23 protein-coding genes are annotated in these 24,894 nt (G+C 68.7%); 12 read left to right on the forward strand and 11 right to left on the reverse strand.

All coding sequences use genetic code 11. The features are described from left to right. Positions 1–3: 3 nt before the first annotated feature. On the reverse strand, positions 4–1,584 hold the full coding sequence (locus tag ACIQ0W_RS08995; RefSeq protein WP_396642437.1) for an FAD-dependent oxidoreductase: 1,581 nt from the start codon (positions 1,582–1,584) through the stop codon (positions 4–6). A 100-nt stretch (positions 1,585–1,684) separates the two neighbouring features. Here ACIQ0W_RS08995 and ACIQ0W_RS09000 point away from each other — a divergent pair, with 100 nt between their 5' ends. From ACIQ0W_RS09000 to ACIQ0W_RS09015, 4 genes are all read left to right on the forward strand, one after another. Then, entirely contained in the window at positions 1,685–2,356 is a 672-nt protein-coding gene (locus ACIQ0W_RS09000) for a TetR/AcrR family transcriptional regulator (protein ID WP_036300418.1), read from the forward strand. Between the two features lie 91 nt (positions 2,357–2,447). Beyond that, the gene (locus ACIQ0W_RS09005; RefSeq protein ID WP_051513839.1) at positions 2,448–3,722 is read left to right on the forward strand and encodes an acyl-CoA dehydrogenase family protein; all 1,275 of its coding nucleotides are present in this window, start codon (positions 2,448–2,450) and stop codon (positions 3,720–3,722) included. A gap of 103 nt (positions 3,723–3,825) precedes the next feature. Further along, positions 3,826–4,977, forward strand: a complete 1,152-nt coding sequence (locus ACIQ0W_RS09010) for an AI-2E family transporter (RefSeq protein WP_396642438.1) — start codon at positions 3,826–3,828, stop codon at positions 4,975–4,977. Between the two features lie 48 nt (positions 4,978–5,025). Further along, positions 5,026–6,057 (forward strand): ATP-dependent DNA ligase, encoded by a 1,032-nt coding sequence (locus ACIQ0W_RS09015; RefSeq protein ID WP_396642439.1) that lies wholly within the window; start codon positions 5,026–5,028, stop codon positions 6,055–6,057. 49 nt (positions 6,058–6,106) lie between these two features. On the opposite strand, the gene ligD is transcribed toward ACIQ0W_RS09015, so the two are convergent. The 10 genes from ligD to ACIQ0W_RS09065 form a co-directional block, all read right to left on the reverse strand. After that, the gene (gene ligD, locus ACIQ0W_RS09020) at positions 6,107–7,132 is read right to left on the reverse strand and encodes a non-homologous end-joining DNA ligase (protein WP_396642440.1); all 1,026 of its coding nucleotides are present in this window, start codon (positions 7,130–7,132) and stop codon (positions 6,107–6,109) included. 116 nt (positions 7,133–7,248) lie between these two features. Next, positions 7,249–8,445, reverse strand: coding sequence for an SseB family protein (locus ACIQ0W_RS09025; protein ID WP_396642441.1), 1,197 nt, complete (start codon positions 8,443–8,445; stop codon positions 7,249–7,251). Between the two features lie 117 nt (positions 8,446–8,562). Next, a complete protein-coding gene (locus ACIQ0W_RS09030) occupies positions 8,563–11,013 on the reverse strand; it encodes an ATP-dependent helicase (protein WP_396642442.1) in 2,451 nt (816 codons plus the stop codon). A 265-nt stretch (positions 11,014–11,278) separates the two neighbouring features. Beyond that, on the reverse strand, positions 11,279–11,572 hold the full coding sequence (locus ACIQ0W_RS09035; RefSeq protein ID WP_396642443.1) for a putative quinol monooxygenase: 294 nt from the start codon (positions 11,570–11,572) through the stop codon (positions 11,279–11,281). Position 11,573: 1 nt separating this feature from the next. Further along, positions 11,574–11,798 (reverse strand): hypothetical protein, encoded by a 225-nt coding sequence (locus ACIQ0W_RS09040; RefSeq protein WP_036297589.1) that lies wholly within the window; start codon positions 11,796–11,798, stop codon positions 11,574–11,576. Between the two features lie 156 nt (positions 11,799–11,954). Beyond that, a complete protein-coding gene (locus ACIQ0W_RS09045) occupies positions 11,955–12,716 on the reverse strand; it encodes an IclR family transcriptional regulator (protein WP_396642445.1) in 762 nt (253 codons plus the stop codon). A gap of 223 nt (positions 12,717–12,939) precedes the next feature. Beyond that, a complete protein-coding gene (locus tag ACIQ0W_RS09050; protein WP_396642446.1) occupies positions 12,940–13,842 on the reverse strand; it encodes an SDR family NAD(P)-dependent oxidoreductase in 903 nt (300 codons plus the stop codon). Further along, positions 13,842–14,735 carry an amidohydrolase family protein gene (locus ACIQ0W_RS09055; protein ID WP_396642447.1) on the reverse strand — a complete coding sequence of 298 codons (894 nt, stop codon included), beginning with the start codon at positions 14,733–14,735 and terminating at the stop codon, positions 13,842–13,844. Before ACIQ0W_RS09055 ends, ACIQ0W_RS09050 begins: the two co-directional genes overlap by 1 nt. After that, a complete protein-coding gene (locus ACIQ0W_RS09060; protein ID WP_396642448.1) occupies positions 14,732–15,403 on the reverse strand; it encodes a 3-oxoacid CoA-transferase subunit B in 672 nt (223 codons plus the stop codon). Before ACIQ0W_RS09060 ends, ACIQ0W_RS09055 begins: the two co-directional genes overlap by 4 nt. Further along, complete coding sequence (locus ACIQ0W_RS09065; protein ID WP_396642449.1) at positions 15,400–16,155, reverse strand: CoA transferase subunit A; 756 nt, start codon at positions 16,153–16,155, stop codon at positions 15,400–15,402. The genes ACIQ0W_RS09060 and ACIQ0W_RS09065 overlap by 4 nt, the downstream gene beginning before the upstream one ends. Positions 16,156–16,459: 304 nt before the next feature. Between ACIQ0W_RS09065 and ACIQ0W_RS09070 the strand changes: the two genes are divergently transcribed. From ACIQ0W_RS09070 to ACIQ0W_RS09105, 8 genes are read left to right on the forward strand one after another with little or no spacing between them, the layout of a single operon-like run. After that, positions 16,460–17,569, forward strand: coding sequence for an NDMA-dependent alcohol dehydrogenase (locus ACIQ0W_RS09070; protein WP_396642450.1), 1,110 nt, complete (start codon positions 16,460–16,462; stop codon positions 17,567–17,569). 14 nt (positions 17,570–17,583) lie between these two features. After that, a complete protein-coding gene (locus tag ACIQ0W_RS09075; protein WP_396642451.1) occupies positions 17,584–19,074 on the forward strand; it encodes an aldehyde dehydrogenase family protein in 1,491 nt (496 codons plus the stop codon). Between the two features lie 17 nt (positions 19,075–19,091). Continuing rightward, positions 19,092–20,213 carry an NDMA-dependent alcohol dehydrogenase gene (locus ACIQ0W_RS09080; RefSeq protein ID WP_396642452.1) on the forward strand — a complete coding sequence of 374 codons (1,122 nt, stop codon included), beginning with the start codon at positions 19,092–19,094 and terminating at the stop codon, positions 20,211–20,213. Positions 20,214–20,252: 39 nt separating this feature from the next. Next, entirely contained in the window at positions 20,253–20,801 is a 549-nt protein-coding gene (locus ACIQ0W_RS09085) for a UGSC family (seleno)protein (RefSeq protein WP_396642453.1), read from the forward strand. Next, the gene (locus tag ACIQ0W_RS09090) at positions 20,798–21,868 is read left to right on the forward strand and encodes a hypothetical protein (protein ID WP_396642454.1); all 1,071 of its coding nucleotides are present in this window, start codon (positions 20,798–20,800) and stop codon (positions 21,866–21,868) included. The genes ACIQ0W_RS09085 and ACIQ0W_RS09090 overlap by 4 nt, the downstream gene beginning before the upstream one ends. Further along, complete coding sequence (locus tag ACIQ0W_RS09095; RefSeq protein WP_396642455.1) at positions 21,865–22,764, forward strand: SDR family NAD(P)-dependent oxidoreductase; 900 nt, start codon at positions 21,865–21,867, stop codon at positions 22,762–22,764. The genes ACIQ0W_RS09090 and ACIQ0W_RS09095 overlap by 4 nt, the downstream gene beginning before the upstream one ends. Beyond that, positions 22,761–23,873, forward strand: a complete 1,113-nt coding sequence (locus tag ACIQ0W_RS09100; protein WP_396642456.1) for a zinc-binding dehydrogenase — start codon at positions 22,761–22,763, stop codon at positions 23,871–23,873. The genes ACIQ0W_RS09095 and ACIQ0W_RS09100 overlap by 4 nt, the downstream gene beginning before the upstream one ends. Continuing rightward, positions 23,870–24,874 (forward strand): amidohydrolase family protein, encoded by a 1,005-nt coding sequence (locus tag ACIQ0W_RS09105; protein WP_396642457.1) that lies wholly within the window; start codon positions 23,870–23,872, stop codon positions 24,872–24,874. Before ACIQ0W_RS09100 ends, ACIQ0W_RS09105 begins: the two co-directional genes overlap by 4 nt. The last annotated feature ends 20 nt before the right edge of the window (positions 24,875–24,894 follow it).

Raw genomic sequence — 24,894 nt, forward strand, 5'->3', positions numbered from 1 at the left:
CTACTACGGGGTGGTGCGAACGGCAGACGCCGGGCACCCACGCGGGGCCTCGTTCGCCGGCGCGTCCGACGGCCCATCGAGGGGTGTGAGGTCGTCGACCGCGGGGCCCTCGATGCGCGTCCCGTCGGGCGCAAAACGCGAGGCGTGGAGCGGACAATCCCAGGTTCGGTCGGCGTCATTCCACGACACGACTCCGCCCAGGTGCGGGCAGACGGCGCTCACCGCGCGCGTCTGTCCGTCGACACTCGACACGGCCACCGGATGCCCGGCGCGCTGGGCGATGACACCCTCCCCCTCGCCGGGGCGCAGCACGGGCACGCCCGCACTCTCCGCCCGCAGCCAGCCCTTCGCGGCTTCGGCGCCGACGAGGGCGTTCTCTCGCGCACCTCGGGCCAGGTCGGCCGGAACGGTCAGGCGCGTGCCGAGCGCGATCATCCAGGACGGCCGTTCGCGGAACGGCACGCGCATGATCTCGGACGTGAGCCGGATGGCGGCGGCCGGTCCGTTCGTCAGGCCCCACTTGGCGTATCCCGTCGCGAAACGCACGCGCCCGAGGGTACGGGGCATGACACCGACGAACGGCACGAGGTTGTGCGACTCGTAGTCCTGCGCCGACCAGCGTGCGACTTCGCGCGCTCCGGGGAAGTTCTTCTGTGCCCATGCGACGAGCTCGTCGATCTCTGCCGCATCCGAGTGCGAGCGACCGACCGGATGACCGTTTCCTCCGACGATCAGACGGGCTGCGCCCGCGGGCCCGTCATCCGCGGTGACCGAGCGCACCGAGCGAGCGGGTCCGTCGATGGAGAGGAACATGCCGTCGGGGATATCGCCGTCATAGTCGAACGCGACGCAGTGCGATCGCAAGCCGCGAGTCTTGGCGAACGTCAGACCGCGGTCCATGATCGCCGTGCCGGTCGCGAGCACGATGCGATCCGCACGGAGGGCTCCCGCATCCGTCCGCACGAGGGGTTCGGGAACGGCGTGCACGGAGCGCACGCGCGTGCCCGTGTGCAGGGTGCCGCCCGCGGCGACGAAGGCCCGAGCCAGGGCGTCCGCGAGAGCGACCGGGTCGATCGCGAGTTGACCGTCGAGCGCGGCTGCCGCCATCGCGGGGAAGGGCGTCGCGAGCTCCGCCTCGTCGGCACGTCGCATGTCGAGACCCGCCTCGCGTCCGGCTTCGATTTCTGCCTCGACGGCTTCCACACCGGACCGCGACGGCGTGTACGAGAACGCGGTGCGGGTGGTCGTGGGCACTCCCGCGCTCCCCGCGAACTCGGTAAGCCACTCGGCTCCCGCCCGGTTCGCGTCGACATACGCGCGCACCAGCGACGCGGGGTGATGCCTGCGCAGCGTCGAGAGCGTGCTGCCCTGCAGCAGCGACACCTTGCCCGTGTTCGAACCGGTCGCAAGTTCTGCGATCTCGCCCGCCTCGACGATCGCGACGTCCTGCCCGAGGGCCGCGAGCATGAGTCCGGTCGACAGCCCCGTGATGCCGGCCCCGACGATCACGACCTCGTGCCGCGCGGGAGCGAACGGTACGGACAGGGACGGCGTGGTGCGGTCGAGCTTCCAGAGCGGGGGCATGAAACCAGCACACCCCGCGGTCCCCGATGAAGCAACGGGGTTGACAGGGAGGCGGGGTTCGCGGAGCGCGCGGGGCCCGCGGGTCTAGGCTGCTGTCGACATGAGCGAGACACCGTCACCGTCCGCCGCGCGCACCGTCGTCGTCGCCGCGGCCCTGGAACTCTTCGCCCAGCAGGGGTTCGAAGCGACGTCGGTCGAGCAGATCGCGCGGGCCGCGGGCGTGTCACGCAGCACCTTCTTCCGGCAGTTCGGGGGAAAAGAGGATGTGGTTTTCGCAGATCACGAGATCCTGCTCGCGGACCTCCGCACCTGGCTCGAACGCGGTCATGAAAATCCGTGGGTCGCCGTCTGTGAGGCGACCGAGCGCGTCTTCCGGCACTTCGCGAGCGACCCGAAGGTCGCGCGTCGCCGCTATGAGATCGTGCGGCAGGTTCCGGCGCTTCGCGATCGCGAGATCGTGACCGTCTTCCGCTACGAGCGCCTGTTCGACGAATACCTGCGGTCGGCTCTGCCCGGCATCGACCCGCTCGACGCGGTCGGGTTCGCGGCTCTCGTGACGGCTCTCCACAATCACGTGCTGCGGCGCCTGCTGCGCGGAACCAAGCGCGTGCCGCTGTCGGAGTTGCAGGCCGCGCTCGATGGCGCCCTCCGCCGCTACGGGGTCCACCCCGACCCGGCGCCGGCGGCGGCGGACGACGTCGTGATCGCCGTGTTCCCGCGCGCGACGCCGGCGGCCGAGGTGGCGCGCCGCATCCGCTCGTCCCTCGACTGATCCCGCGCGAGAGTGCCCGTTTCTGGGCGCGAGGGTGGAACTGCGTCCCAAAAGTGGTGGAACCGGATGTCGCGAGAGTACCTTTGAGCGCATGAGCAGCACCGCACCCACCACGGCATCGGGCGACACCTCCGGCGACGACACCTTCCCCGGCGAGCGCGTCCCGCACTACGACGTCTCGCAGCGCCTCGACACCGACTACTACGCGGTGTTCGCCGATATCCCCGCCGAGGACCGCGCCGTCTGGGATCGGGCGAAGACGCTCGTCGACGAGGTCGCGCCGACGATGCGCGAGGCCTGGGACCGCGCCGAGTACCCCCTCGAGGTCGCGCGGCGCATCGGCGAGCTCGATCTGCTCGGCGACGGCATCGACCACCCGGACATCACGCACCTCTCGCCCCTCGCCGCCGGCCTGGTCAATATGGAGGTCTCGCGCGGCGACGGATCGCTCGGCACGATGCTCGCCGTTCAGGGTGGCCTCGCACTCCGCACGCTCGCGCTGTTCGGCAGTCCCGAACAGCAGGAGCGCTGGCTGCGCCCCCTCGCAACCTCTGAGGTGCTCGGCGCCTTCGCGCTGACCGAGCCCGACCACGGGTCCGACTCGGTGTCGCTCGAGACGACGGCCCGCCGCGACGCGGACTCCGACGAGTGGGTGCTTCGCGGCGCCAAGAAGTGGATCGGCAACGGCGCCTCGGGCGGCATCACGTTCGTCTGGGCACGCGTGGACGACCCGGATGCTGCAGAGCACGGCGCCGTCCGCTGCTTCCTCGTCGAGCAGGACCGCGCCGGGTACAGCGGCACCCCCATCCTTGGAAAGGTGTCGCTGCGCGGCATCCATCAGGCGCACATCACGCTCGATGACGTGCGCCTGCCAATTGACGCGGTGCTGCCGGGTGCGAAGAGCTTCAAGGATGCTTCGACCGTGCTCTACGCCACCCGCTCGGGTGTCGCGTGGTCGGCGCTCGGGCACGCAACCGCCTGCTACGAGGCCGCCCTGTCGTATTCCCTTCAGCGCATGCAGTTCGGCAAGCCGCTCGCGAAGTTTCAGATGGTGCAGGAACGCCTGACGCAGATGCTTGACGAACTCACCGCCATGCAGCTCTACTGCCGCTATCTCGCCGATCTGGAGGCATCCGGCGCCCTCCGTCCGACGCAGGCGTCGCTCGCGAAGTTCCACAACACGCGGGCCGCGCGGCGTATCGCCTCGACCGCGCGAGATTTGCTCGGGGGCAACGGGATCCTGCTCGAGAACGTCGTCATGCAGCACCTGGCCGATATCGAGGCGATCCACACCTACGAGGGCACGGAGTCGATCCAGGCCTTGCTGATCGGCCGCGACATCACCGGCATGAGCGCCTTCGTCTGAACCGGCGACCACGGGACGACCGGAAGCTCCGGAACCTTAACCGTCACGCGCCCCTCGGACGCAAGGGCGGGCAATTCCCCGACACCCGGGGTACCGTCGTGCCATGGGACTCTTCGGCAACAGCTCGTCCGCGCCGCAACGGCCGGAAACACCGAGCCCCCTCGATGACATAGCGACACCCGTGAGCCTGTGGTCTGACGGCTTCGGACGTCTCGCCATCCGCGCCGTTCAGATCATTGTCGTGCTGCTGGTCGTGATCGGCATTATCTGGGGGATCCAGCAACTGACGCTCGTGACGATTCCCGTCGTGCTCGCGCTGATCCTGGCTTCGGCCTTCAACCCGATCATGCGCGCCATGCGAAAGCGTGGGGTGCCCTCGATCATCGCGACTCTGATCACCCTGCTGACGATCGTCGTCGTTCTCGGCGGCATCGGCTGGCTCATCGTCTGGGCAGTCCGCGACCAGTGGGACACGCTCTACAGCCAGGCGCAGGACGGCCTCCAAGATGTTCTCGCGTGGGTGGGCACCCTGCCGTTCGAATTCGATCAGGCCCAGATCGACGAATGGATCGCGACCGCGACCGACTTCGTCACGAGCGCGCAGTTCGGATCGGGTGCTCTCGCCGGAGTCGGGGCCGTGGCGAACTTCATCACCGGATTCGTGCTGCTCGTCGTCGTGCTGTTCTTCTTCCTGAAAGACGGCCCCCAGCTCTGGGAGTTCTTGCTCCGCCCGTTCCGCGGACGCAACTACGCGCGCGCCCGCCGCGTCGGCGACAAGACGGTGACGACGCTCGGTTCGTACGTCCGAGGCACCGCGGCGGTCGCGTTCGTCGATGCCGTGGGCATCGGCATCGGTCTCTGGATCCTGCAGGTGCCCCTCGCGCTGCCCCTGGCCGTGCTCGTCTTCCTGCTTGCGTTCATTCCGATCGTCGGTGCCACACTGGCCGGGATCCTCGCCGCCCTGGTGGCGCTCGTCTCGAACGGGCCCGTCAACGCCCTGATCGTCGTCGCGATCGTCGTCGCCGTCAACCAGCTCGAGGGTAACTTCCTGCAGCCCGTGCTGATGGGACGTTCACTCAAGCTCCATGCCTTCGTCGTGCTGATCGCACTGACGATCGGAACCGTGGTCGGCGGCATCCTCGGGGCGGTCCTCGCGGTGCCGATCACCGCCGTCGTCTGGGGTGCGATCCAGGTGTGGGACGGCCCCCACAAGCCCGCCCGGTGGGCACGTCAAAAGCGAGCCGAAACGGTCTAGCCTCGGCGGGTCGAGCGCTCGACCCGCGCGGACGGTAGGAGGGAACCCATGTCACACGACATCCCCGCGCCGATGCTCGCGAAGGCGGTGCCCGCGATCCCCGATCGCGCGGGCCTGAGCTTCGAACCGAAATGGGACGGCTTCCGCGTCATCGCGTCATGGGACGGCGAGTCGGTCGAACTCGGCTCGCGCGGCGCCAAGCCCCTGACGCGGTACTTTCCCGAACTCGTCGAGGCGCTCGCGCGGCTGTTGCCCGAACCGTGCGTGCTCGATGGCGAGATCGTCGTCGCCGTGGGACCGGATGGCTCGCAGCGCCTCGATTGGGAAGCCCTGTCTCAGCGCATCCATCCCGCCGACTCGCGTGTGCAGAGGCTTGCCGCCGAGACTCCGGCGATGATCATCGCTTTCGATCTGCTGGCCGTCGGGGGTGAATCGCTCCTCGACACGCCCTTCGCCGAGCGTCGCGCGCGGCTCGAGACGTTGCTGGGCGGGGTGCCGCATCCGATCCACCTGACGCGGACGACGACGGATGCCTCGCTCGCGCGCCGCTGGCTCGACGAGTTCGAGGGCGCGGGTCTCGACGGCGTGGTCGCCAAGCCGCTCGACCAGCCGTACGCGCCGGGAAAACGCACGATGCTGAAGATCAAGCACGCGCGGACCGCGGATGTCGTGGCCCTCGGGTACCGCATCCACAAGAGCGGGCAGGGAGTCGGGTCGCTGCTGGTCGGGCTCTACGATTCGTCCGGTGTGCTGCGAGGCGTCGGCGGGGTCGCCGCGTGGAGCGACAAACGGCGGCTCGAGCTGGTCGATGAACTCGCCCCGCTGGTGGAGCGCGACGATGCCGGGGACGCGGTCACCGGAGAGACCGACCGGTCACGCTTCTCGGCGTCGAAGGATGTCTCGTTCGTGCGGCTGCGACCCGAGCGCGTGCTCGAGGTGCGGTACGACCAGCTCGAGGGCATGCGCTTTCGGCACACCGTTCAGTTCAAGCGCTGGCGTCCCGATCGGGATCCGGCATCCTGTCGCTTCGATCAGCTCGAGCAGGTCTCGGCCTACGACCTCGGGCGCGTGCTCGACTGACGCTCCGTGCGTTGAGCGAGAGCGGCAGCGACGAGACGAAACGCGGCGCTCAGGCGTCCGGCTTACGGGCGCGGCTCGGCTGCACGCGCGGTGGCTCGCCCGGCATCTTCGGAAACTCGGGCGGGAACGGCAGTTCGCCGAGTCCCGCATCCAGATCCCGCTGCCACCACTCGAGCAGCACGTCGATGCGGCCGCGACGATCGATCGGGCCCGCCCACGGGTCCCCGGTAACGGAGAGCCGTTCGGGAATCGAGCGGACGGTGAAGGATGCCGGGTCCACCTCATCCAGCTCATCCCAGGTCACCGGGGTAGATACCGTCGCCGTCGCCAACGCGCGGGGACTGTATGCGCCGGCCATCGTGCGATCGCGGTTGGCCTGATTGAAATCGACGAAGATCCGCTCGCCGCGCTCTTCCTTCCACCAGTTGGTCGTGACGAGGTGGGGCATCCGGCGCTCCAGCTCGCGCGCCGCCGCGATCACAGCGTGGCGCACGTCGAGGAACTCGTGGGTAGGTTCGATCGGGCAGAAGACGTGGAGCCCACGGTTGCCGCTCGTCTTGATCCACGGTTCGAGCCCGGCCTCGCGCAACACCTCGCGCAGGCCGTGGGCCGCGACGACCGCATCGGCGAAGTCGGTTCCGGGCTGCGGGTCGAGGTCGATGCGCAGTTCGACGGGGTTGTCGGTGTCGCCCGCGAGCGACGCCCACGGGTGAAACACGATCGTGTTCATCTGTACGGCCCACAGCACGGCGGCCGTCTCGGTGAGGACGAGCTGCGGATGCCTGCGGCCACTGTTGTACGTCACGGTGACGGACTCGACGTAGTCGGGCGCCCCCTTCGGCGGGTTCTTCGAGAAGAAGCTCTCGCCCGCGACAGAGTCGGGGTAGCGCTCGAGCGACACGGGACGGTCGCCGTTCGCCGCGAGGAACGGCACGGACACCGCGATCATGTACTCGGCGAGCTCGTGCTTCGTAATGCCGACCTCGGGCCACAGCACGCGGTTCGGGCTCGAGAGCCCGACCTCGCGGTCGCCCTCCGGTCCGGGAACGGTGATGGTGATGCGCTCGCTGGCCATGGTTTGACCCTAGGGCGGTGCCGCAGCATCCGTCACCCCCTTGCGTCGGATCGACGGATGCCGCACCCTCACACCCCATAGACGCGGGACCGGAAGGTGCGGGTCCGAGAGAGCGGCTACGCGGACGGCGCCTCGGGAGAATCGGCGGACTGCGCAGACGGGGCATCGGGCTTCGGGGGCGCCGGCAACGCGATCACCGGCGCGAGGGCGTCACGATCCAGGATGATCCAGGGCCCCGCCGCGTCCACGATCACGCCCGCGACGGACGGATGGTCACGCAGCGACGCACCGAGTTGTTCGGGCAGGAACGGCATGGGTCGATCGCCCCGGCCGCGCGCGATCACCTCGAGCGGGTGCGAATAGACCTCGATCAGGCGGCGGCCATCGGACGTCCGCGACTCGGCGATGCCGAAGCGGGGCGCCTCGCCCTCGGCCGTGGGGCCCGTCTCGTTCACGGCGACGAACAACGGCGCCTCGGTGAGCGCCGTCGCAACCGTCGCCGCGGTCTCGGGGGTACGGGGCGCCGCGAGCGCGGTCTTGATCCGCAAATCGGGGTCGGCCTGATTGACCGCGGCCTCGATGACGGCGCGGGGCAGCACAGCGCGCGCGGGGCCCGACGATCCGTCGACGATCAGACCCGCGTACGTGCCGGCGACAACGTGCTTGAGGATCGTGAGCGCCGGCTGACCGACCGCCGAGGTCCCCGAATCGCCGTCGGCCGACAGCGCAGCCTGCAACGCCGTCCCCGTGCTGTAGACGAGCACGTAGGCGTCGTCGCCGCGGCGGGCGACAGCGAGCGGAAGTTCGCGGCCCTCGGCGAGCATCGCTCGGGCATCACCCTTGATCCGCAGGAACAAGTGGTTCTGGAGCAGCTGACGCATCACGTCGAGCAATTGCTCGGGCTTGGCGGGCGAATCGAGCTTGCCGAGCGCCTGGGCGAGCAGCACGTTGTCGCGCAGACCCGGCACCGTCTCGGTCTGAGGCGGGGCCTCAGCGGGCCCGGCTGGACTACCCGCTCGTAGGTTCGGGACGGAGCCCGCGGCGGGAGCGGCGGGAGACCCTGCGGCAGCCGGCAGTGCGGAAGCATCCGGCAGCGTCGTCGGACGGCCGACCTCTCCCCCGCCGCCGCGATAGGTCGACACCGAGATGCCCACCTGAGGCACGGACTCGGACGCAACGTCCTCGGCGGGCGCTGCGTCCTCGGCGGATGACGCAGCTGGGGACTCTTCGCCGGGTTCCACGGCCGCCGACGAGGCGTTCGTGGTGTCGGCCGCGGCATCGCCGCGCTTCGGACGTCTCGAGAACACAGCCATCGGACCAGACTAACCCGGGCATCACTTCCCGCCGCGGGCGATCGCGACCCACCGAGTCGAGGCAGCCGAGGCACAGCGGGTCGCTTCGACAGGCTCAGCGACCGCGGGCTGTATCCGCTAGATCTTCTCGATCGGCGCGATCTTGATCAGGATCTTCTTCGCACCGACCGTGTCGAAGCGGATGTGCGCCACGCGCCGCGCCCCCTCGCCCGTGACGGCGTCTACGCGGCCTTCGCCGAAGTCGTCGTGCCGGATGCGGTCGCCACCGGCGAGTTCGAGGTCGCCGTTGTCGCGCACCCGTGCGGGCACGCGGTTCGGGAACCGGTCGAGCGCGGTAGACGTGGGCACCAGATCCGAGCCGTACCGGTTGCCGCCGGTCGTCCCACTCGAGCGACCACCACCCGTGAAGCCACCACCGCCATACCCGCCACCGAGCGCCCGGCCCGAGCCACGTCCGCGCGAATTCACGTCACCGGGCGACTGCCGCCAGTCGATCAGGTCGGCCGGGATCTCTTGCAGGAACCGGCTCGGCATCGCGACCGTGACCTCGCCGAACTGCGCGCGTGTCATCGCGAGCGACAGATACAGGCGCTTGCGCGCACGCGTGACGCCGACGTAGAAGAGGCGTCGCTCCTCGGCCGGGCCGCCGGGCTCGTTCGCGGACATCCGGTGCGGGAGCAGGTCTTCTTCAACACCCGTGACGAACACGGCGTCGTACTCCAGCCCCTTGGCCGTGTGCATGGTCATGAGCGAGACGGAACCCGAGGCATCCTCGAGGTCATCCGCATCAGACACCAGCGCGACCTCGGCGAGGAAGTCGATGATAGTGCCGTCGGGGTTGTTGCGCGCGAACTCTTTGGCGACCGAGACGAACTCGTCGAGGTTCTCCAGCCGGGCCTCGTCCTGCGGGTCACGGCTGGCGCGCAGCGCATCCATGAAACCGGACTTGTTGAGCAGCAGCGCAAGGCCGTCCGCGACAGCCGAGGCGGGCGCGAGTTCGCCGCTGGCGGGCAGCATGAGAGCGGATGCCTCGGCCAGCACCGCGTCGAGCTGCACGATCGCGGCCTGAATCTTGGGCCCGACGCCGAGCGCGGAGGCATTGGCGAGGGCGTCGCGGAACGAAATACCCTCGCTGCTCGCGTATCGCGCGATCGCCGACTCGGTGACGTCGCCGATGCCCCGGCGCGGCTTGTTCAGGATGCGCCGCACGGCCATGTCGTCGGCGGGGTTGGCCACGGCCACCAGGTACGCGAGGGCGTCCTTGATCTCGGCGCGCTCGTAGAACTTGGTGCCACCCATGATCTTGTAGGGAAGCGCCGAGCGGATGAAGATCTCTTCCAGCGCACGGCTCTGCGAGTTGGTGCGGTAGAACACGGCGACATCGCCGTAGGCGAGGCCTGCGCGGTGCAGGGTCTCGATCTCGTCGGCGACGAACTGGGCCTCGTCGTGCTGGGAGTAGCCGGTGAAGCCGACGATCTTCTCGCCCGCCCCGACATCCGTCCAGAGCTTCTTGTCCTTGCGGTCGAAGTTGTGCGAGATCACGGCGTTCGCGGCGTTCAGGATCGTCTGCGTCGACCGATAGTTCTGCTCGAGGAGCACGACCTTGGCGCCCGGGTAGTCGCGCTCGAACTCGCTGATGTTGCGGATGTCGGCGCCACGGAACGCGTAGATCGACTGGTCGGAGTCGCCGACCACGGTGAGCGACGCGGGCTCGAGACCCTCGGATGCTCGAGGCGCCGGCGCCTCGAAGATCATCATGCCGCCGGAGCCCTCGAACGGCTCGTGCTCGTCGGATGACAGGGGGCGCGTGAGCTCGTGAATCAGGGCGTACTGGGCGTGGTTGGTGTCCTGATACTCGTCGACGAGGATGTGCCGGAAGCGGCGGCGGTAGGTGTCGGCGATCTTCGGGAACGCGCGGAACAGGTACACCGTCTGGGCGATGAGGTCGTCGAAGTCGAACGCGTTCGAACGCTGCAGCGAGCGCTGGTAGTCGGCGAAGATCTCGACGAAGATGCGCTCGGCCGGGTCGCTCATGTTCGCTGTGCGAGCGTAGGACTCGGCATCCGCGAGTTCGTTCTTGAGCTTCGAGATGCGGCTCTTCACTCCCGCGGGCGTGAGCCCGAAGCTGTCGCCCTCGTGCTCTTTGATCAGGCGCTTGACGAGGGCCCTCGAGTCGCCGGAGTCGTAGATCGTGAACGACGACTTGAAGCCGAACGCCTCGGCCTCGCGCCGCAGGATCCGCACACACGCCGAATGGAAGGTCGAGATCCACATGCCGCGGGTCGCTTCGCCGACGAGGGTGTGGACACGCTCGCGCATCTCGGCCGCGGCCTTATTCGTGAACGTGATGGCGAGGATCTGGCTCGGCCAGGCCTCTTTTGTGCGCAGCAGGCCCGCGATGCGGTGCGCGAGCACGCGAGTCTTGCCCGAGCCCGCACCCGCCACGATCAGCAGCGCGGGGCCGCGGTACAGCACGGCCTCCAGCTGGGGCGGGTTGAGTCCGTCGAGCAGGTCGCCCAGGAGGGGGTCGGGGGACCCGATTGCGAGGGGCGAGGAGGCTTCGGTCATGTCCGCTCAAGTCTAGGCTGGCGCGCCGACACCGCCGCCGGCCCGGGCCTCAGCCGCCTTCCGCGGACATCCGGAAGGAATGTCGAGCGCCCGAGGCCGCGAAACCGCCTCACCAGCCCCATCTGGCCCCACGGTTCCTTCCATATGTTCGCGAGACCCGGGCCCGGGCTGGCCGGGCGGTCGCTTCGACAAGCTCAGCGACCAGTGCGCACCACGCGGTCCCTGAACCGGCAGCGCCCCGAACCGCGCCGAGCCACGTGTGGCGTTAGTCGCGGATCACGAAGTTCTCGAGGATAGGCGGCGCCGCCAGCACCTCGCCGAGGCGCGGAATCGCGCCCTCGGGCGTCGCGCGGAAGGCGCGATAGACGTCTTCGGACTCGCGGTCCGTCCAGATCTCGTACAGCGTCCACGTGTCGGGATCGGAGTCGTCGAGAAGGATGTCGAGCCGCTCCAGACCCTCGAAAGTGCGGGTCGCCCGCAGCATGTCGTCGACGAGATCCGGGATCTCGTCGCGCACCTCGGGCCGGAACGTGAAGCGGACGATGCTCGCGACAGCCACGTCAGTGGGTCTGGTCGTCGGGGTACTCGAGGCTGATCTTGTCGGCCGGGACATCGAGCGCCTTGGCGAGCATCCCGGTCAGCACGACCTTCGGCACGAGGCAGTCGCTGCAGATGCCCTCGCCGGCCGTGATGACGGCGTTCGTCCTGTCCTGGTCCGTCTCCACGGACAGCGTGTAGCCGTCCACCGAGAGCATCTTCTGCAGGTCATCGAGTGTGGTGGTCATGTTCGTTCCTGACTCCGAGAAAAGTGATCGAGGATCCGGCCTCGCGGCCCGACTCCTCTTCTATGAGGTCGTTCTCTATTAGGCTCCCCGGCGCCCGCACGCCGCCAAGAGCTTTCCGACTGGTGGAAGACTGCGTCCGAGACTCGAGGAGCGAGCTCACGCCGCGCTCGGCGGTCGTCCCATCGCGGAGGGCGCACCCAACCCGCGCGAGATCGCTCGGGCCGTCGCGGAGAGCGCGGGGAGCACGGCGTGCGGGGTGGGTGTGGACGAGGGAACCGTCACCGCGACGGCTCCGACGATGCGGTCACGCGGGCCGCGGATCGGAACGCCCACCGAGGTGCAGTCCGAGGTGATGGAGTCCTCGACGATGCCGACGCCCGAGCGACGCACATCCGCGAGAACGCGGCGCAGCTCATCCGGGTCCGTGATCGTCCGATCCGTGAAGCGCTGCAGCCGACTCGTCAGCACCTCTTCACGGAATTCGTGCGGCGCGAACGCCAGCAGCACCAGGCCTGTGCCCGTGGCGTGCAGCGGCCACCGACCGCCCAGTCGCGAGAGGACCGTCGCCCCGGCCCGGGCTCGCAGCGATTCGACGTAGACGACATCGTGACCGTCCCGCACCGCGAGGTGCACGTTCGCATTCGTCGCCGCCTGCAGATCTCCGAGGAAGGGCAGGGCGACGTCGCGCAGGCGCATCCCCTGCGGCTCGAGTGAACCCAGTTCGAGGATGCGCATGCCGATCGCGTAGCGGCCGTCGGCCGAGCGTTCGAGCGCACCCCAGTCGCGCAGCTCACCCACGAGCCGGTGCGTCGTGCTCAGACTGAGCGTGGATCTGCGGCTGAGCTCGCTCAGCGTGAGAAGCAGGTGGTCTTGGTCGAAACACTCGAGAATGGCGAGCGCGCGCTGCGCCGCTGTCATTCGTTCGGAGCGTGCGGACCTGAGTTGGCTGATGGTCACCGTCGACCCTCTCCCGGAGGCTATATGCGGGCCAAGCTACCTCGAACTCCCGCGGTGCGAAAGGTTTTGCACACCGTTTTCCGCGATCCGATGCCGGTTTTCTCGGCCGTCTTCCACCGGGTGAAAGTTGCCTTCCGTCGCGTGTTCGAACGCCTTCAGCGAACCGCGCACGCGCGGGTGTGCGCTACGGCAGTCGCGGCGCGGGCGCACGATTCTCGGCGGCGTACACCGGCGACGAGATGAGGAACGGGATGGCGGCGGCCCGGACCTCGTCCACGGGCTCATCGGGGAATGCGTTCTCGATGGCGCGATGGCGATCGATCACCCCGGCCGCGAATTCCGGATGCGTGAGGATGAACATGTCGCCCCGCCGGACGCCCAGCAGCACCCGCTCCCCCGCCTCGTCCGCGCTCATGTACGGCTGCGACTTGGAGAACTCGGCGAAGGCGGGGTCGCGCGGGGCGTACCCCGACTCGCCGTAGCGCTCGGGGCGCTGGGCGGCACCCTCCGAGATGTTGCTGTGCACCGGCCCCGGGCAGTATGCCGAGACACCGATCCCCTCGGGCATCAGTTCGATGTGCAGCGCCTCGGACAGCGCGATCACACCGGCCTTCGTCATCGAGTACAGCCCCGCGACGATGGGCAGCAGCCCGGCCATCGACGCCGTGTTGACGATGTGCCCACCGTCGCCATGCGCGCGGATCTTCGGCAGGAAGGCCTGGATGCCGTTGCCGACGCCGCGGATGTTGACGTCGATGATCCAGTTCCAGTCATCCGGGGTGGCATCCGCGACCGGACCCGTGAGTCCGATGCCGGCGTTGTTGACGAGCACGTCGATGCGTCCGAACTTCGCTTCGATCTCGTCCGCGGCCGCGCGCATCGCGGCGAGATCGGTGACGTCGACGCTCAGCGCGCGCACGTCGAGTCCTTCGGCGCGAAATGCCGCGGTCGTCTCGTCCAGGTGATCCGCACGGCGTCCCGTGACGACCACGCGCATCCCGGCGCGGGCGAACGCCAGGGCGATGCCGCGCCCGATACCGCTCGAGCCGCCCGTGATCACCGCGACCTTGCCTGCGACGTCTTCCATCACGAGAGTCCGAACAGTCGGGCGGCGTTGTCTTTGAGGATCATGGGGCGTACCTCGTCCTTGATGTTCAGTGCGTCGAAATCGCGCAACCAGCGCTCGGGTGTGATGACCGGGAAGTCGGAGCCGAACAGCATCTTGTGCTTCAGCAGAGTGTTCGCGTACTGCACGAGCTGCGGCGGGAAGTACTTCGGCGACCACCCCGACAGGTCGATGTACACCCGCGGTTTGTGGGTCGCGACCGAGAGCGCTTCGTCCTGCCAGGGGAACGACGGGTGCGCCAGGATGATGTCCATCCCCGGGAAGTCGACGGCGACGTCGTCGACGTGCAGCGGGTTCGCGTATTTCAGACGGATGCCTCCGCCACCGGTCTGGCCTGCGCCCACGCCGGTCTGCCCGGTGTGGAACAGCGCGACCAGGCCGTATTCTTCGATCACCTCGTACAGCGGGTAGGCGATCGGGTCGTCGGGGTAGAACCCCTGGGCGCTCGGATGGAACTTGAATCCGCGCACGCCGTGCTCGGTCACCAGGCGCTTCGCGTGTTCCACGCCGGCCCGACCGCGGCGGGGGTCGACACTCGCGAACGGGATGAGAACATCCGCGTTCTCGGCGGCGAGCCGCGCGATCTCTTCGTTGGCGGGCTCGGGCTCCTCACCCGTGCGGGTGTAGGAGTCGACGGTGAAGACGACGGCCATCATGCGGCGTTCGCGGTAGTACGCCGCGAGTTCGGGCACCGTGTAGGTCGGCATGGTGCCGATGCCGAAGTACTCCCCCATCGCTTCGCTTCCCTCTTTCGCATCGGCCTGGTGGTCGACGGCGCGGTGGACATGCGTGTGCACGTCGATCGCGACCAACTGGTCCAGGGGAAGGCGTTCTGCGGGCGAAGCATCCGTCATGCTGCGAGGTCCTCCGTGTAGGCAGCCGTCGTCCGGGCTCGGACATCGGCGGGGGTGATGCCGGGCGCGCACTCCGTGAGGACCAGCCGCCCGCGCACCACGTGGAAGGTGGCGAGATCGGTGTAGACCCGCGTCACGACGCGCGCCCCGGTGAGGGGGAACGAGCAGGAGGGCAGGATCTTCGGGTCACCCTTGCGATCCACATGCTCCATGCACACCCAGACCTCGCGCGTTCCGACGACGAGGTCCATGGCGCCGCCCACGGCGGGGTTGCGACCCGGCACGTACCAGTTCGCCAGGTCACCGTTCTCCGAGACCTGCAGCGCACCCAGGATCGTCACGTCGAGGTGCCCGCCCCGGACGATCGCGAACGACTGCGCCGAGTCGACGATCGCGGCGCCGCTGCGAAGACTGATGGGTTTCTTGCCCGCATCCGTCAGGTCCGGATCCTCATTGCCCGCCCCGGGGTGGGCGCCGAGCCCGAGCACCCCGTTCTCGGCGTGCAGGACGACCTCGACGTCGTCCGGGATGTATCGCGGCACGGCCAGGGGGATCCCGACGCCGAGGTTGACGGTGTATCCGTCGACCAGGTCGGCTGCGACGCGCTGGGCGATCTCCTCCCGCGTCCGGCCGATGAGGAGGGGTAACGACGTCTCCGTGGTGCTCACGGGGCTCCCTTCGTTGACGCACCGTCCGCGACGGTGGCGGGAATGGGCGGCGCCGTCATCACGACGTGCTGCACGAAAACGCCCGGCAGGTGGATGTCGTCCGGCGCGAGGGCGTCGACCTCGACCAGTTCCTCGACCTCGGCGAACGTCGTCCGCCCGCTCATCGCCGCCAGCGGATTGAAGTTTCGGGCCGTCATGCGGAATCGCAGGTTGCCCTTGCGGTCGCCGCGATACGCCTTCACGAGACCGAAGTCCGCTGTGATCCCGTGCTCGAGCACGTGCGGCCGCCCGTTGAACTCCCGCGTCTCCTTGGCGTCGACATACGATTCCGCCTCGCCGTCCCGGTAGCCGAGCGGAAACGTCCCGTCCGCGAGCATCGTGCCCGCGGCCGAGGGCGTGAAGAACGCGGCGATGCCGGCACCCCCGGCGCGCAGCCGCTCGGCGAGCGTGCCCTGGGGAATCAGTTCGAGCTCGATCCGCCCGTCGAAGTAGCGGTCGTAGAACTCCTGCAGGATCGGGAATGACCCCGTGAAGCGGCGCACGCGACCCTCCACCACGAGGCGTCCGATGCCGGTGAAGTCGTCCCCGACATTGTTGACGAACACGTGCAGGTCCCGGCGATCCAGGTCGCACAGGGCGTTCAGCAGAGCGTCGGGACGACCGGAACTGCCGAAGCCCCCGACGGCTATCGAGGCTCCGGATGGAATGACAGCGAGCGCCTCCATCAGGTCCTCGCGGTACTTGTCGATCACACTGGCCCTCTCTCGGTGCGGCACTGCACGGCACTACTACGTGGTCAGTCAATCGAGTGGGGATGCTCCTGCCACGCCCCTTTCCGTCGAGTAGAAGCCCGCGGTGGATCCGGTGATGGGGCACCGCCGAGCGCGCTCCGCCGTCGCGGCGGGAAAGTCTTCCACCGAGCGAAAGTCCCATGGTCCCGCGCGACGGCTCAGCCCAACGTGGGGGATGTGGCGGAGTGGCCACCCGCCGACGACGATGCATGTCGCCTCTGGGACCTCTCCGCGCCGCATCGGAGCACGTCACGAGAGGGGTCGCATGAGTATGACGACACGGGCGGCCGTCTGCCGCGAGGCCGGACAGCCGTGGGAGATCACCGAGCTGGAGCTCGACGACCCGAAGGCCAACGAAGTCCGCATCAAGTTCTACGCGGCGGGAATGTGCCACTCGGATGACCACATCCAGAAAGGCGACGCGGCGATGCGGATGCCGGTGGTCGGTGGACACGAGGGCGCCGGTGTCGTCGACGCGGTCGGCGAGGGCGTCACCCGCGTCAAGGTCGGCGACCACGTCGTGTGCTCCTTCATCCCCGCGTGCGGCAAGTGCCGCTACTGCTCGACGGGCCAGCAGAACCTGTGCGACGAGGGCAAGAACGCCTCGACGGGGCAGTTCCCCGATGGCACGTTCCGCTTCCACCAGGACGGTGTCGACTTCGGTGGGCTCTGCGTGCTCGGCACCTTCTCGCAGTACTCCGTCGTGTCGGAGTACTCCTGTATCAAGATCCCCGACGACATCCCGTTCGAGATCGCCTCTCTCGTGGGATGCGGCGTTCCGACGGGCTGGGGATCTGCGGTTCACGCCGCGGGGGTGCGCGCCGGCCAGACCGTCGTCATCTACGGCGCCGGCGGGGTCGGCAGTAACGCCGTACAGGGAGCGGCGTTCGCGGGCGCACAGCGCGTCGTCGTCGTCGACCCGGTGGAGTTCAAGCGCGACATGGCGAAGGTGTTCGGGGCGACCCACACGTTCGCGACGGCCGAAGAGGCGGCAGAGTTCGTCACCGCCGAGACGTGGGGCGAGCTCGCCGACCACGCGATCATCACGGTCGGGGTGCTGCACGACAAGGTCGTCCACGACGCGCTCGCGATCGTGGGCAAGTCGGGTCAGGTCACCGTCACAGCGGTCGGCAACGGATGGATCGACGAGCATCCGGGAATGTTCATCGGCTACCAGCGACGCATCCAGGGCGCGATCTTCGGCGCCTGCAACCCGCTGTACGACGTGCCCCGCCTGCTGAGCCTGTACAAGACCGGTCAGCTCAAGCTCGACGAACTCGTCACCAAGAAGTACAAGCTCGAGGACGTCAACCAGGGCTACCAGGACATGCTCGACGGCAAGAACATCCGCGGCGTCATCATGATCGAACACTGAAAACGGAGACCGATATGACCATCATTTCCGACACCTCCACGGCGCTCGACCAGGACCTGGTCGTCGACGGACTCCAGCTGATCGGCGGCGAATGGGTGCCGTCCGAGAGCGGCCAGACGATCGAGGTCGTCAACCCGGCGAACCTCGCCGTCCTCGCCCGCGTCCCGCGCAGCGGCGCGGCCGACGTCGACGCCGCGGTCCGGGCTGCCGAGCGCGCGTTCCCGGCCTGGCGTGACCTCAACGCGACCGAACGCGGACGGATGCTGTTCCGCTGGGCCGATCTCATCGAGAAGAACGCGGCCGCGATCGACGAACTCGAGCGACAGGAAGTAGGCCGGCCGAGCTGGGGTCCGCTCGGCACGCCCGGCCAGCTGCGCTTCATCGCGGGACAGGCCGACAAGGTGCAGGGCGTCTCACTTCCGACATACAACCCGGGCACCCTCGGTTTCACCCTCCGCGAACCGTACGGGGTCGTGGGCGGGATCATCCCGTGGAACGCACCCGGTCCGATGTTCGTGACCGAGGTCGGCGCGGCCATCGCCGCCGGCAACACGATCGTCATGAAGCCGGCTGAGGATGCACCCCTCACCCCGCTCGCCCTCGCGAAATTGGCGATCGAAGCGGGAATTCCCGCGGGCGTCATCAACGTCGTCACCGGCTACGGGCACGAGGCGGGCGCGGCCCTGCCCGCCCACCCCGGCATCCGTCGGATGGGCTTCACCGGTTCACCGCAGACGGGCTCGCTCGTCATGGAGGCGTGTGCCAAGAACCTGACGCCGCTGCATCTCGAACTCGGCGGCAAGTCACCCCAAGTCGTCTTCGCCGACGCCGATCTCGACGTCGCGGTGCCCGCCATGGTGACGGGCATCACCCTCAACACCGGCCAGATCTGCGCAGCGGGATCCCGGGTCGTCGTCGAGCGCAGCATCCATGCCGAACTCGTCGAGCGCCTCGCCTCCCAGATGCAGAAGGTCACGGTCGGTCCGTGGAACGAGCCGGTCAACATGGGCCCGCTCATCAACGCCAAGCAGCACGAGCGCGTGCTCAGCTACATCGACATCGGGCGGGCGGGGGGCGCCGAGGTCGTCACGGGCGGCGCTGTGCCCTCGGGCGAGCAGTTCGGCAACGGCTACTTCGTCTCGCCGACCCTGTTCGACAACGTCGATCCCGGAATGCGGATCGCGCAGGAAGAGATCTTCGGGCCCGTGTTGTCGGTCATCGCCGTCGACGATGAGCACCAGGCGATCGAGGTCGCGAACGGCACGGACTACGGCCTGGTGGCCTCGGTGTGGACGCGCGACATCGGACGCGCCGTGCGGCTGAGCCGCGCCCTGCAGGCCGGTCAGGTCGGCATCAACAACGCCCTCGGCGCCGGCGTCATCGGCGGCCCCTTCGGCGGCTACAAGAACAGCGGGTTCGGGCGCACCATGGGTGCGGATTCGGTACTCGATTGGACGCAGGTCAAGACCGTGTCGATGCGCGAAGCCGCATCGCCGGTGCGCTGAGGAGTCGACGAACACCCATGGCAACCATCACCACACACGCCGCCATCGCCCGCGCACCCCACCAGGGGTGGGAGCTGACAGATCTGCAGCTGGACGACCCGAAAGAGCACGAGGTCCGCATCACGTTCGCGGCCTCGGGTATGTGCCATTCCGACGACCACATCACGGCGGGCGACGCGCCCGTGCGATTCCCGGTCGTCGGGGGCCACGAGGGCGCGGGGATCGTCGAATCCGTCGGCCCGAACGTCCGCCGCGTGAAGGTCGGCGACCGCGTCGTGTGTTCGTACATCCCCGCGTGCGGGGCGTGCCGCCCCTGCTCGACAGGGCACCAGAACATGTGTGTCAAGGGACTCAACGCGGGCACCGGCATGTTCCTCGACGGAACCTTCCGCTTCCACAAGGACGGCGAGGACCTCGGCGGGTTCTGCTCGCTCGGAACCTTCTCGCAGTACGCGGTGGTGTCGGAGTGGGCGGTCGTGCCACTCGCGGACGACATCCCGTTCGAGATCGCTTCGCTCGTCGGATGCGGCGTGCCCACCGGCTGGGGCTCCGCGGTCTATGCGGCGGGGGTTCGAGCCGGTCAGACGGTCGTCATCTTCGGCGCCGGCGGCGTCGGCAGCAATGCCGTCCAGGGCGCGCGCTACGCGGGAGCGAAGAACGTGGTCGTGGTCGACCCGATCGACTTCAAGCGCGAGAAGGCCATGGAATTCGGTGCGACGCACACGTTCGCCGACCCGCAAGAGGCACACGACTTCGTCGTCGAAACGACGTGGGGCCAGCTCGCGGACCACGTCATCCTGACGCCGGGGGTCGTGACGGAAGACGACGTGCAGCGCGCGGTGGTCATGACCGGCAAGGGAGGCAAGGTCACGATCACGGCGGTCGGGCACCTCGCCGAGAAGGCGGTCCACGTGCACGCCGGGATGCTCATCGGCTACCAGCGCCAGATCCGCGGCGCCCTGTTCGGCGACTGCAATCCGCTGTTCGACATCCCCAACCTGCTCGGGCTGTATCGGTCGGGCGACCTCAAGCTCGACGAGCTCGTCACGCGCACCTACGCGCTCGACGAGGTCAACGACGCGTACCGGGATCTGAACGCCGGCAAGAACATCCGCGGCGTCATCGTCCACGACATCTGACGCCTGGCCGATTCATCCAGCCTGGAAGGACACCGCCCCATGAGCAATGCCATCCTCGATCCGACCGGACGAGCGTCGCGCACCACCGCCGCGACGCTCGCGGGGCTCGCACGACGGCCGGATGGCCTCACCGGGCTGCGCGTAGGTCTTCTCGATAACACCAAGCACAACGCGCTCCTCTTCCTCCGGGAGCTCGGAGAACTGCTCACGAGCGAGTACGGCGCGGCATCCGTCTCCATCGTCGAGACCAAGGCCAACTTCTCGGTTCCGGTCGACGCCGAGATCGTCGGGCGATACGCCGACGCCTGCGATGTCGTGATCACGGGAGTCGGCGACTGCGGTTCGTGCAGCGCCGCGGCCGTGGCGGACGGGATCGCCTTCGAGCGTGCGGGGCTGCCCGCCGCCGTCGTGCTGACGGATGCGTTCCTGACGACGGGGCACATGATGGCCGAGGTGCAGGGGGCACCCGACTATGAATGGATCACGACCGAGCACCCGATGGCGTCGCTGACACCCGACGAGGTTCGGGAGCGCGCTCGCACGCTGCTTCCCCAGGTCGTCGGGTCGCTCGTCGGGAGCAACGCGTGAGCGGGGCGACCCTCGACGCGGACGCCGCGCAGCTCGCGATCGAGCACACCTACGAGCAGGGATGGTCGGATGGCCTTCCGCTCGTTCCCGCGACACAACCGCTCGTCGACCGATTCCTCGCCGCGGGTGGGCGACCGGGCGACGAGGTCATCGGCCACATGCCTCAGCTCGACCGCACGGTCACCGTCGAGCTGGCCGCGATCAACGCCGCCATGGCGGGATGCCTGCCCGAGTACTTCCCCGTCGTGCTGGCCGCATGGGAGGCCCTCATGAACGAACGGGCCGCGAAGGGCGGCGGCTGGCAGTCGACGAGCGGTCCGGCGCCGCTCATCATCGTCAACGGTCCGATCCGCGAACGCCTGGGGTTCAACAGCACGGGCGGCGTCTTCGGCCCGGGCTTTCGGGCCAACGCCACCGTCTCGCGGGCGATCGGGCTGATTGTCCGCAACGTCTTCGGCGTCCATCCGCACGAACTCGAACAGGCCACACAGGGACTGCCGGGTCGGTGGGCGATCTGCATCGGCGAGAACGAAGAGGAGTCCCCGTGGGAACCCCTCGCCGCCAGCCGCGGTGTCGAGGGCGACGCGGTGACGGCGACCCTGCTGCGGACGTCCGAGTACATCGACAACCGCCACACGACCGACCCCGAGCAGTTACTGTCGGATTTCGCCGACACCATCGGCCGGTCGGGTTCGTGGATCTTCCGGCACGCCATGGCGGGCGTGGTGTTCTGCCCCGAACACGCACGGCTGCTCGCCGACAACGGCTTCACCCGGGCGGATGTCGCCGCTTGGCTCGCCGAGAAATCCGGCCGGACGACCCAGCAACTCGCGCGCGCCGGCAAGGATCACGCATCCGAGAAGGGGGTCCGCTCCCCCGGAGACGCGTCGGACGCTGTCGATCCGGATCGGTTCCAGCCGACCTTCGCGCCCGGAGCATCCGAGAAGATGCTGATCGCCGTCGCCGGTTCCCGGACGGCGGGCATCTCGATGGTGGTGCGCTACTTCGCCGACTGGTCGGGCCGATCCTTCCCGATCACTGTCCCAAGCACGGGGGACGTCGCGTGACCGGCACCGAACGCGTGAGCGACCTCGACCGCGACAATCCCCTCGATGACCCGCTCGCCGATGCCGGGGAGCAGTGGATGTCCGGACGCCGCGCCCTCGTGACCGGCGCGGGACAGAACGGGGACCTGCCGGGCGTCGGATACGCCATCGCGACGCTGCTCGCCGCGCACGGAGCATCCGTCGCCGTCCTGGATCGCTCGGCCGAGGCGGCGGAGCGCACCGTCGAGCGCATCCGCGCGCGGGGCGGGCACGCGATCGCCGTCGTCGCGGACGTGACCGACGACGTCGAGTGCGAGCGCGCCGTCGCGGAGGCGGCGGACGGACTCGGTGGCCTCGACACGCTCGTCAACAATGTCGCGAGCGGCGACCGCGCCGGGATCTTCGATGTCACACCCGAGCGGTTCGAGGAACTGCTGCAGATCAACCTCGTCTCGGCCTGGTACGTCACGCGGCACGCCGCGCCCGTGCTTCCCCGCGGCAGCGCCGTCGTCAACATCTCGTCGGTCGGCGTGCGGGCGCGCGGTCCGGGCATGCCCTACTGCGTGGCCAAGGCGGGCGTCGAGAACCTGACCGAGGGGTCTGCCACGACACTCGGGCCGCAGGGCATCCGCGTCAACTGCATCGAGGTCGGCGGGATCTGGGGGTCTTTCGCCGCCGCGAACATGGACGAGAAGATGCGCGAGCCCCGGCGGAACGCGACGACCCTCAAGACCGAGGGGTCGGCGTGGGACATCGCCCATGCCGCCTTGTTCCTGCTGAGCGACCGCGCCCGCTGGATCACCGGCCAGATCCTCGCCGTCGACGGCGGTCCCCCGAGCTACTTCCCACCCCCGCCCCCGGTGACCTCGGTCCCGCCCAGCGCCAGGAGCACACGAGAGAGACGAGACGACACATGACAGAATCCGTTCGCGCCGCCGTGCAGACCGGCCCCCGCCAGATCGAGATGCGCGAGTTCCCGCGCCCGCAGATCGGTCCCGACGACGGACTCATGCGCGTCGAAGCCAACGGCATCTGCGGCAGTGACGTCGAGATCTACCGCGGCCACATGGGCTCGAACCCGAACCCGTTCATCCCGGGTCACGAGCCGATGGGCATCATCGAAGAACTCGGCGAGCGCGCCGCTGAACGCTGGGGCGTGCAGGTCGGCGATCGCGTCGCACTCGAGGTCATCGTGCCGTGTCGTGCGTGCAACGACTGCCTGACGGGTCGGTACCAGGCGTGCCGCTTCCGCAAATACGGACACGGGGTGACGGGCATCGACGTCGAGCCGAGCCTGTGGGGCGGGTTCGCCGAGCACCTGTACATCTCGCCGAACTCGGTGCTGCACAAGATCGACAACACGCTGCCGGCGGAGATCGCGGCGATGTACAACCCGCTCGGCGCGGGGGTTCGGTGGGCCGTCGACCTGGGTGAGGTGGGGCTCGGCGACACGATCGTGATCCTGGGCGCGGGTCAGCGGGGGCTCGCGGCGGTCATCGCGGCGAAGTCGGTCGGCGCATCCACCGTCATCATCACGGGCCTGGAATCCGATCGGCACAAGCTCGCCGTCGCGCACGAGCTCGGCGCGGACCACGTCGTGATCGTCGACGGACCGAATGGTCGCGACATCGTCGAGGCGGTCACCGAGATCACCGACGGCCGGATGGCGGATGTCGCGCTGGATCTCACGCCCATGGCGGCGGGGCCGGTCACCGACGCCCTGAGCGTGGTGCGCCACGGCGGCCGGGTCGTGCTGGCGGGGCTCAAGGGCCGCACAGAGATCCCGATCGTGACCGACCTGATCATCAACCGCGGCCTCACGATCAAGGGCGCGTTCGGGGTCGACTCGGGCGCAAACGAGAAGGCGATCCAGCTTCTCGAGTCGGGCCGGTTCCCGCTGGAGAAACTGCACACCCACACCTTCGGGCTGGATGATGTGGGCCTCGCGATCGAGACGCTCGCCGGCGAGACCGACGACAAGACCGCGATCCACGTGTCCGTCCACCCGGGACTGGTGACCGCATGATCATCGACGCACACGCCCACCTGCTGCCGAAGGACTACCCGAGCGACGCCCCCGAGTGCTTCCCGCACATGGAGGCCGTCGAGGGCAGCACCGACCGCCTGCTCGAGTTCGGGGCCATGTCGTTCCGCGCGAAGGACGTCTTCTTCGAGGCGGAGCGCCGCATCGAGGCCCAGGATGCGTCCGGGGTCGATGCCGAGGTCGTCAGCCCGATGCCGCCGCTGTTGCGTTACGACCTGCCGGCAGCCGACGGGCTCTCGCTCGCGCGGCACGTGAACGAGTTCGCCGCCGAACTCGCGTCGCACAATCCGGGGCGCTTGATCGCTCTCGGCATGGTTCCGATGCAGGATCCGGATGCGGCGACCGCCGAGCTGGCGGCGATGAAGGATGCGGGGCTCGCCGGTGTCGAGATCGCGTCCAACATCCTCGGCAGCTCGATCGGGGATGAGAAGTTCTTGCCGTTCTTCCAGCAGGCGGAACGTCTGGGGCTCTCGGTTTTCGTGCACGCGATGCCCTCGCCGATGGACCGGTTGCCGAAGTCCGCGATGGGCACCTACGTGGTGGGCATCGAGGGGATGTTCGCCGCGGCATCCATGATCCTCGGCGGCACCGCGCTCGCGTGCCCGGATCTGCGGATCTCTTTCAGTCATGCCGCTGGCGGGCTCGCCATGATGCTGCCGCGCGCCAACTACTTCTGGGGCGGCTCCTGGAACGAAGAACCGAAAGATCTCGCCCGGGCCGTGATGCCGGACGACGGCCCGTCGCCCCTGGAGCTTGCGCGCCGGTTCTACTACGACTCGATGGTGTTCGACCGGCGAACCATCCGGTACCTGATCGACCTGCTCGGGGCGGACCGACTGCTCGTGGGATCGGACTTCCCGGCGATGCTGCGCGAAGAGCCCGCGGCGAAGACCCTGCGCTCGATGGAGCTGCCGGACGACGACTGGCAGGACATCGCGTGGCGGAACGCGCTGCGGTGGCTCGGCCGGCCCGAGCACGCCTGAGGGGCAGCCCCGAACCACGT

Source organism: Microbacterium sp. (assembly GCF_044340635.1).
In the GTDB taxonomy this organism is placed as follows: Bacteria; Actinomycetota; Actinomycetes; order Actinomycetales; family Microbacteriaceae; genus Microbacterium.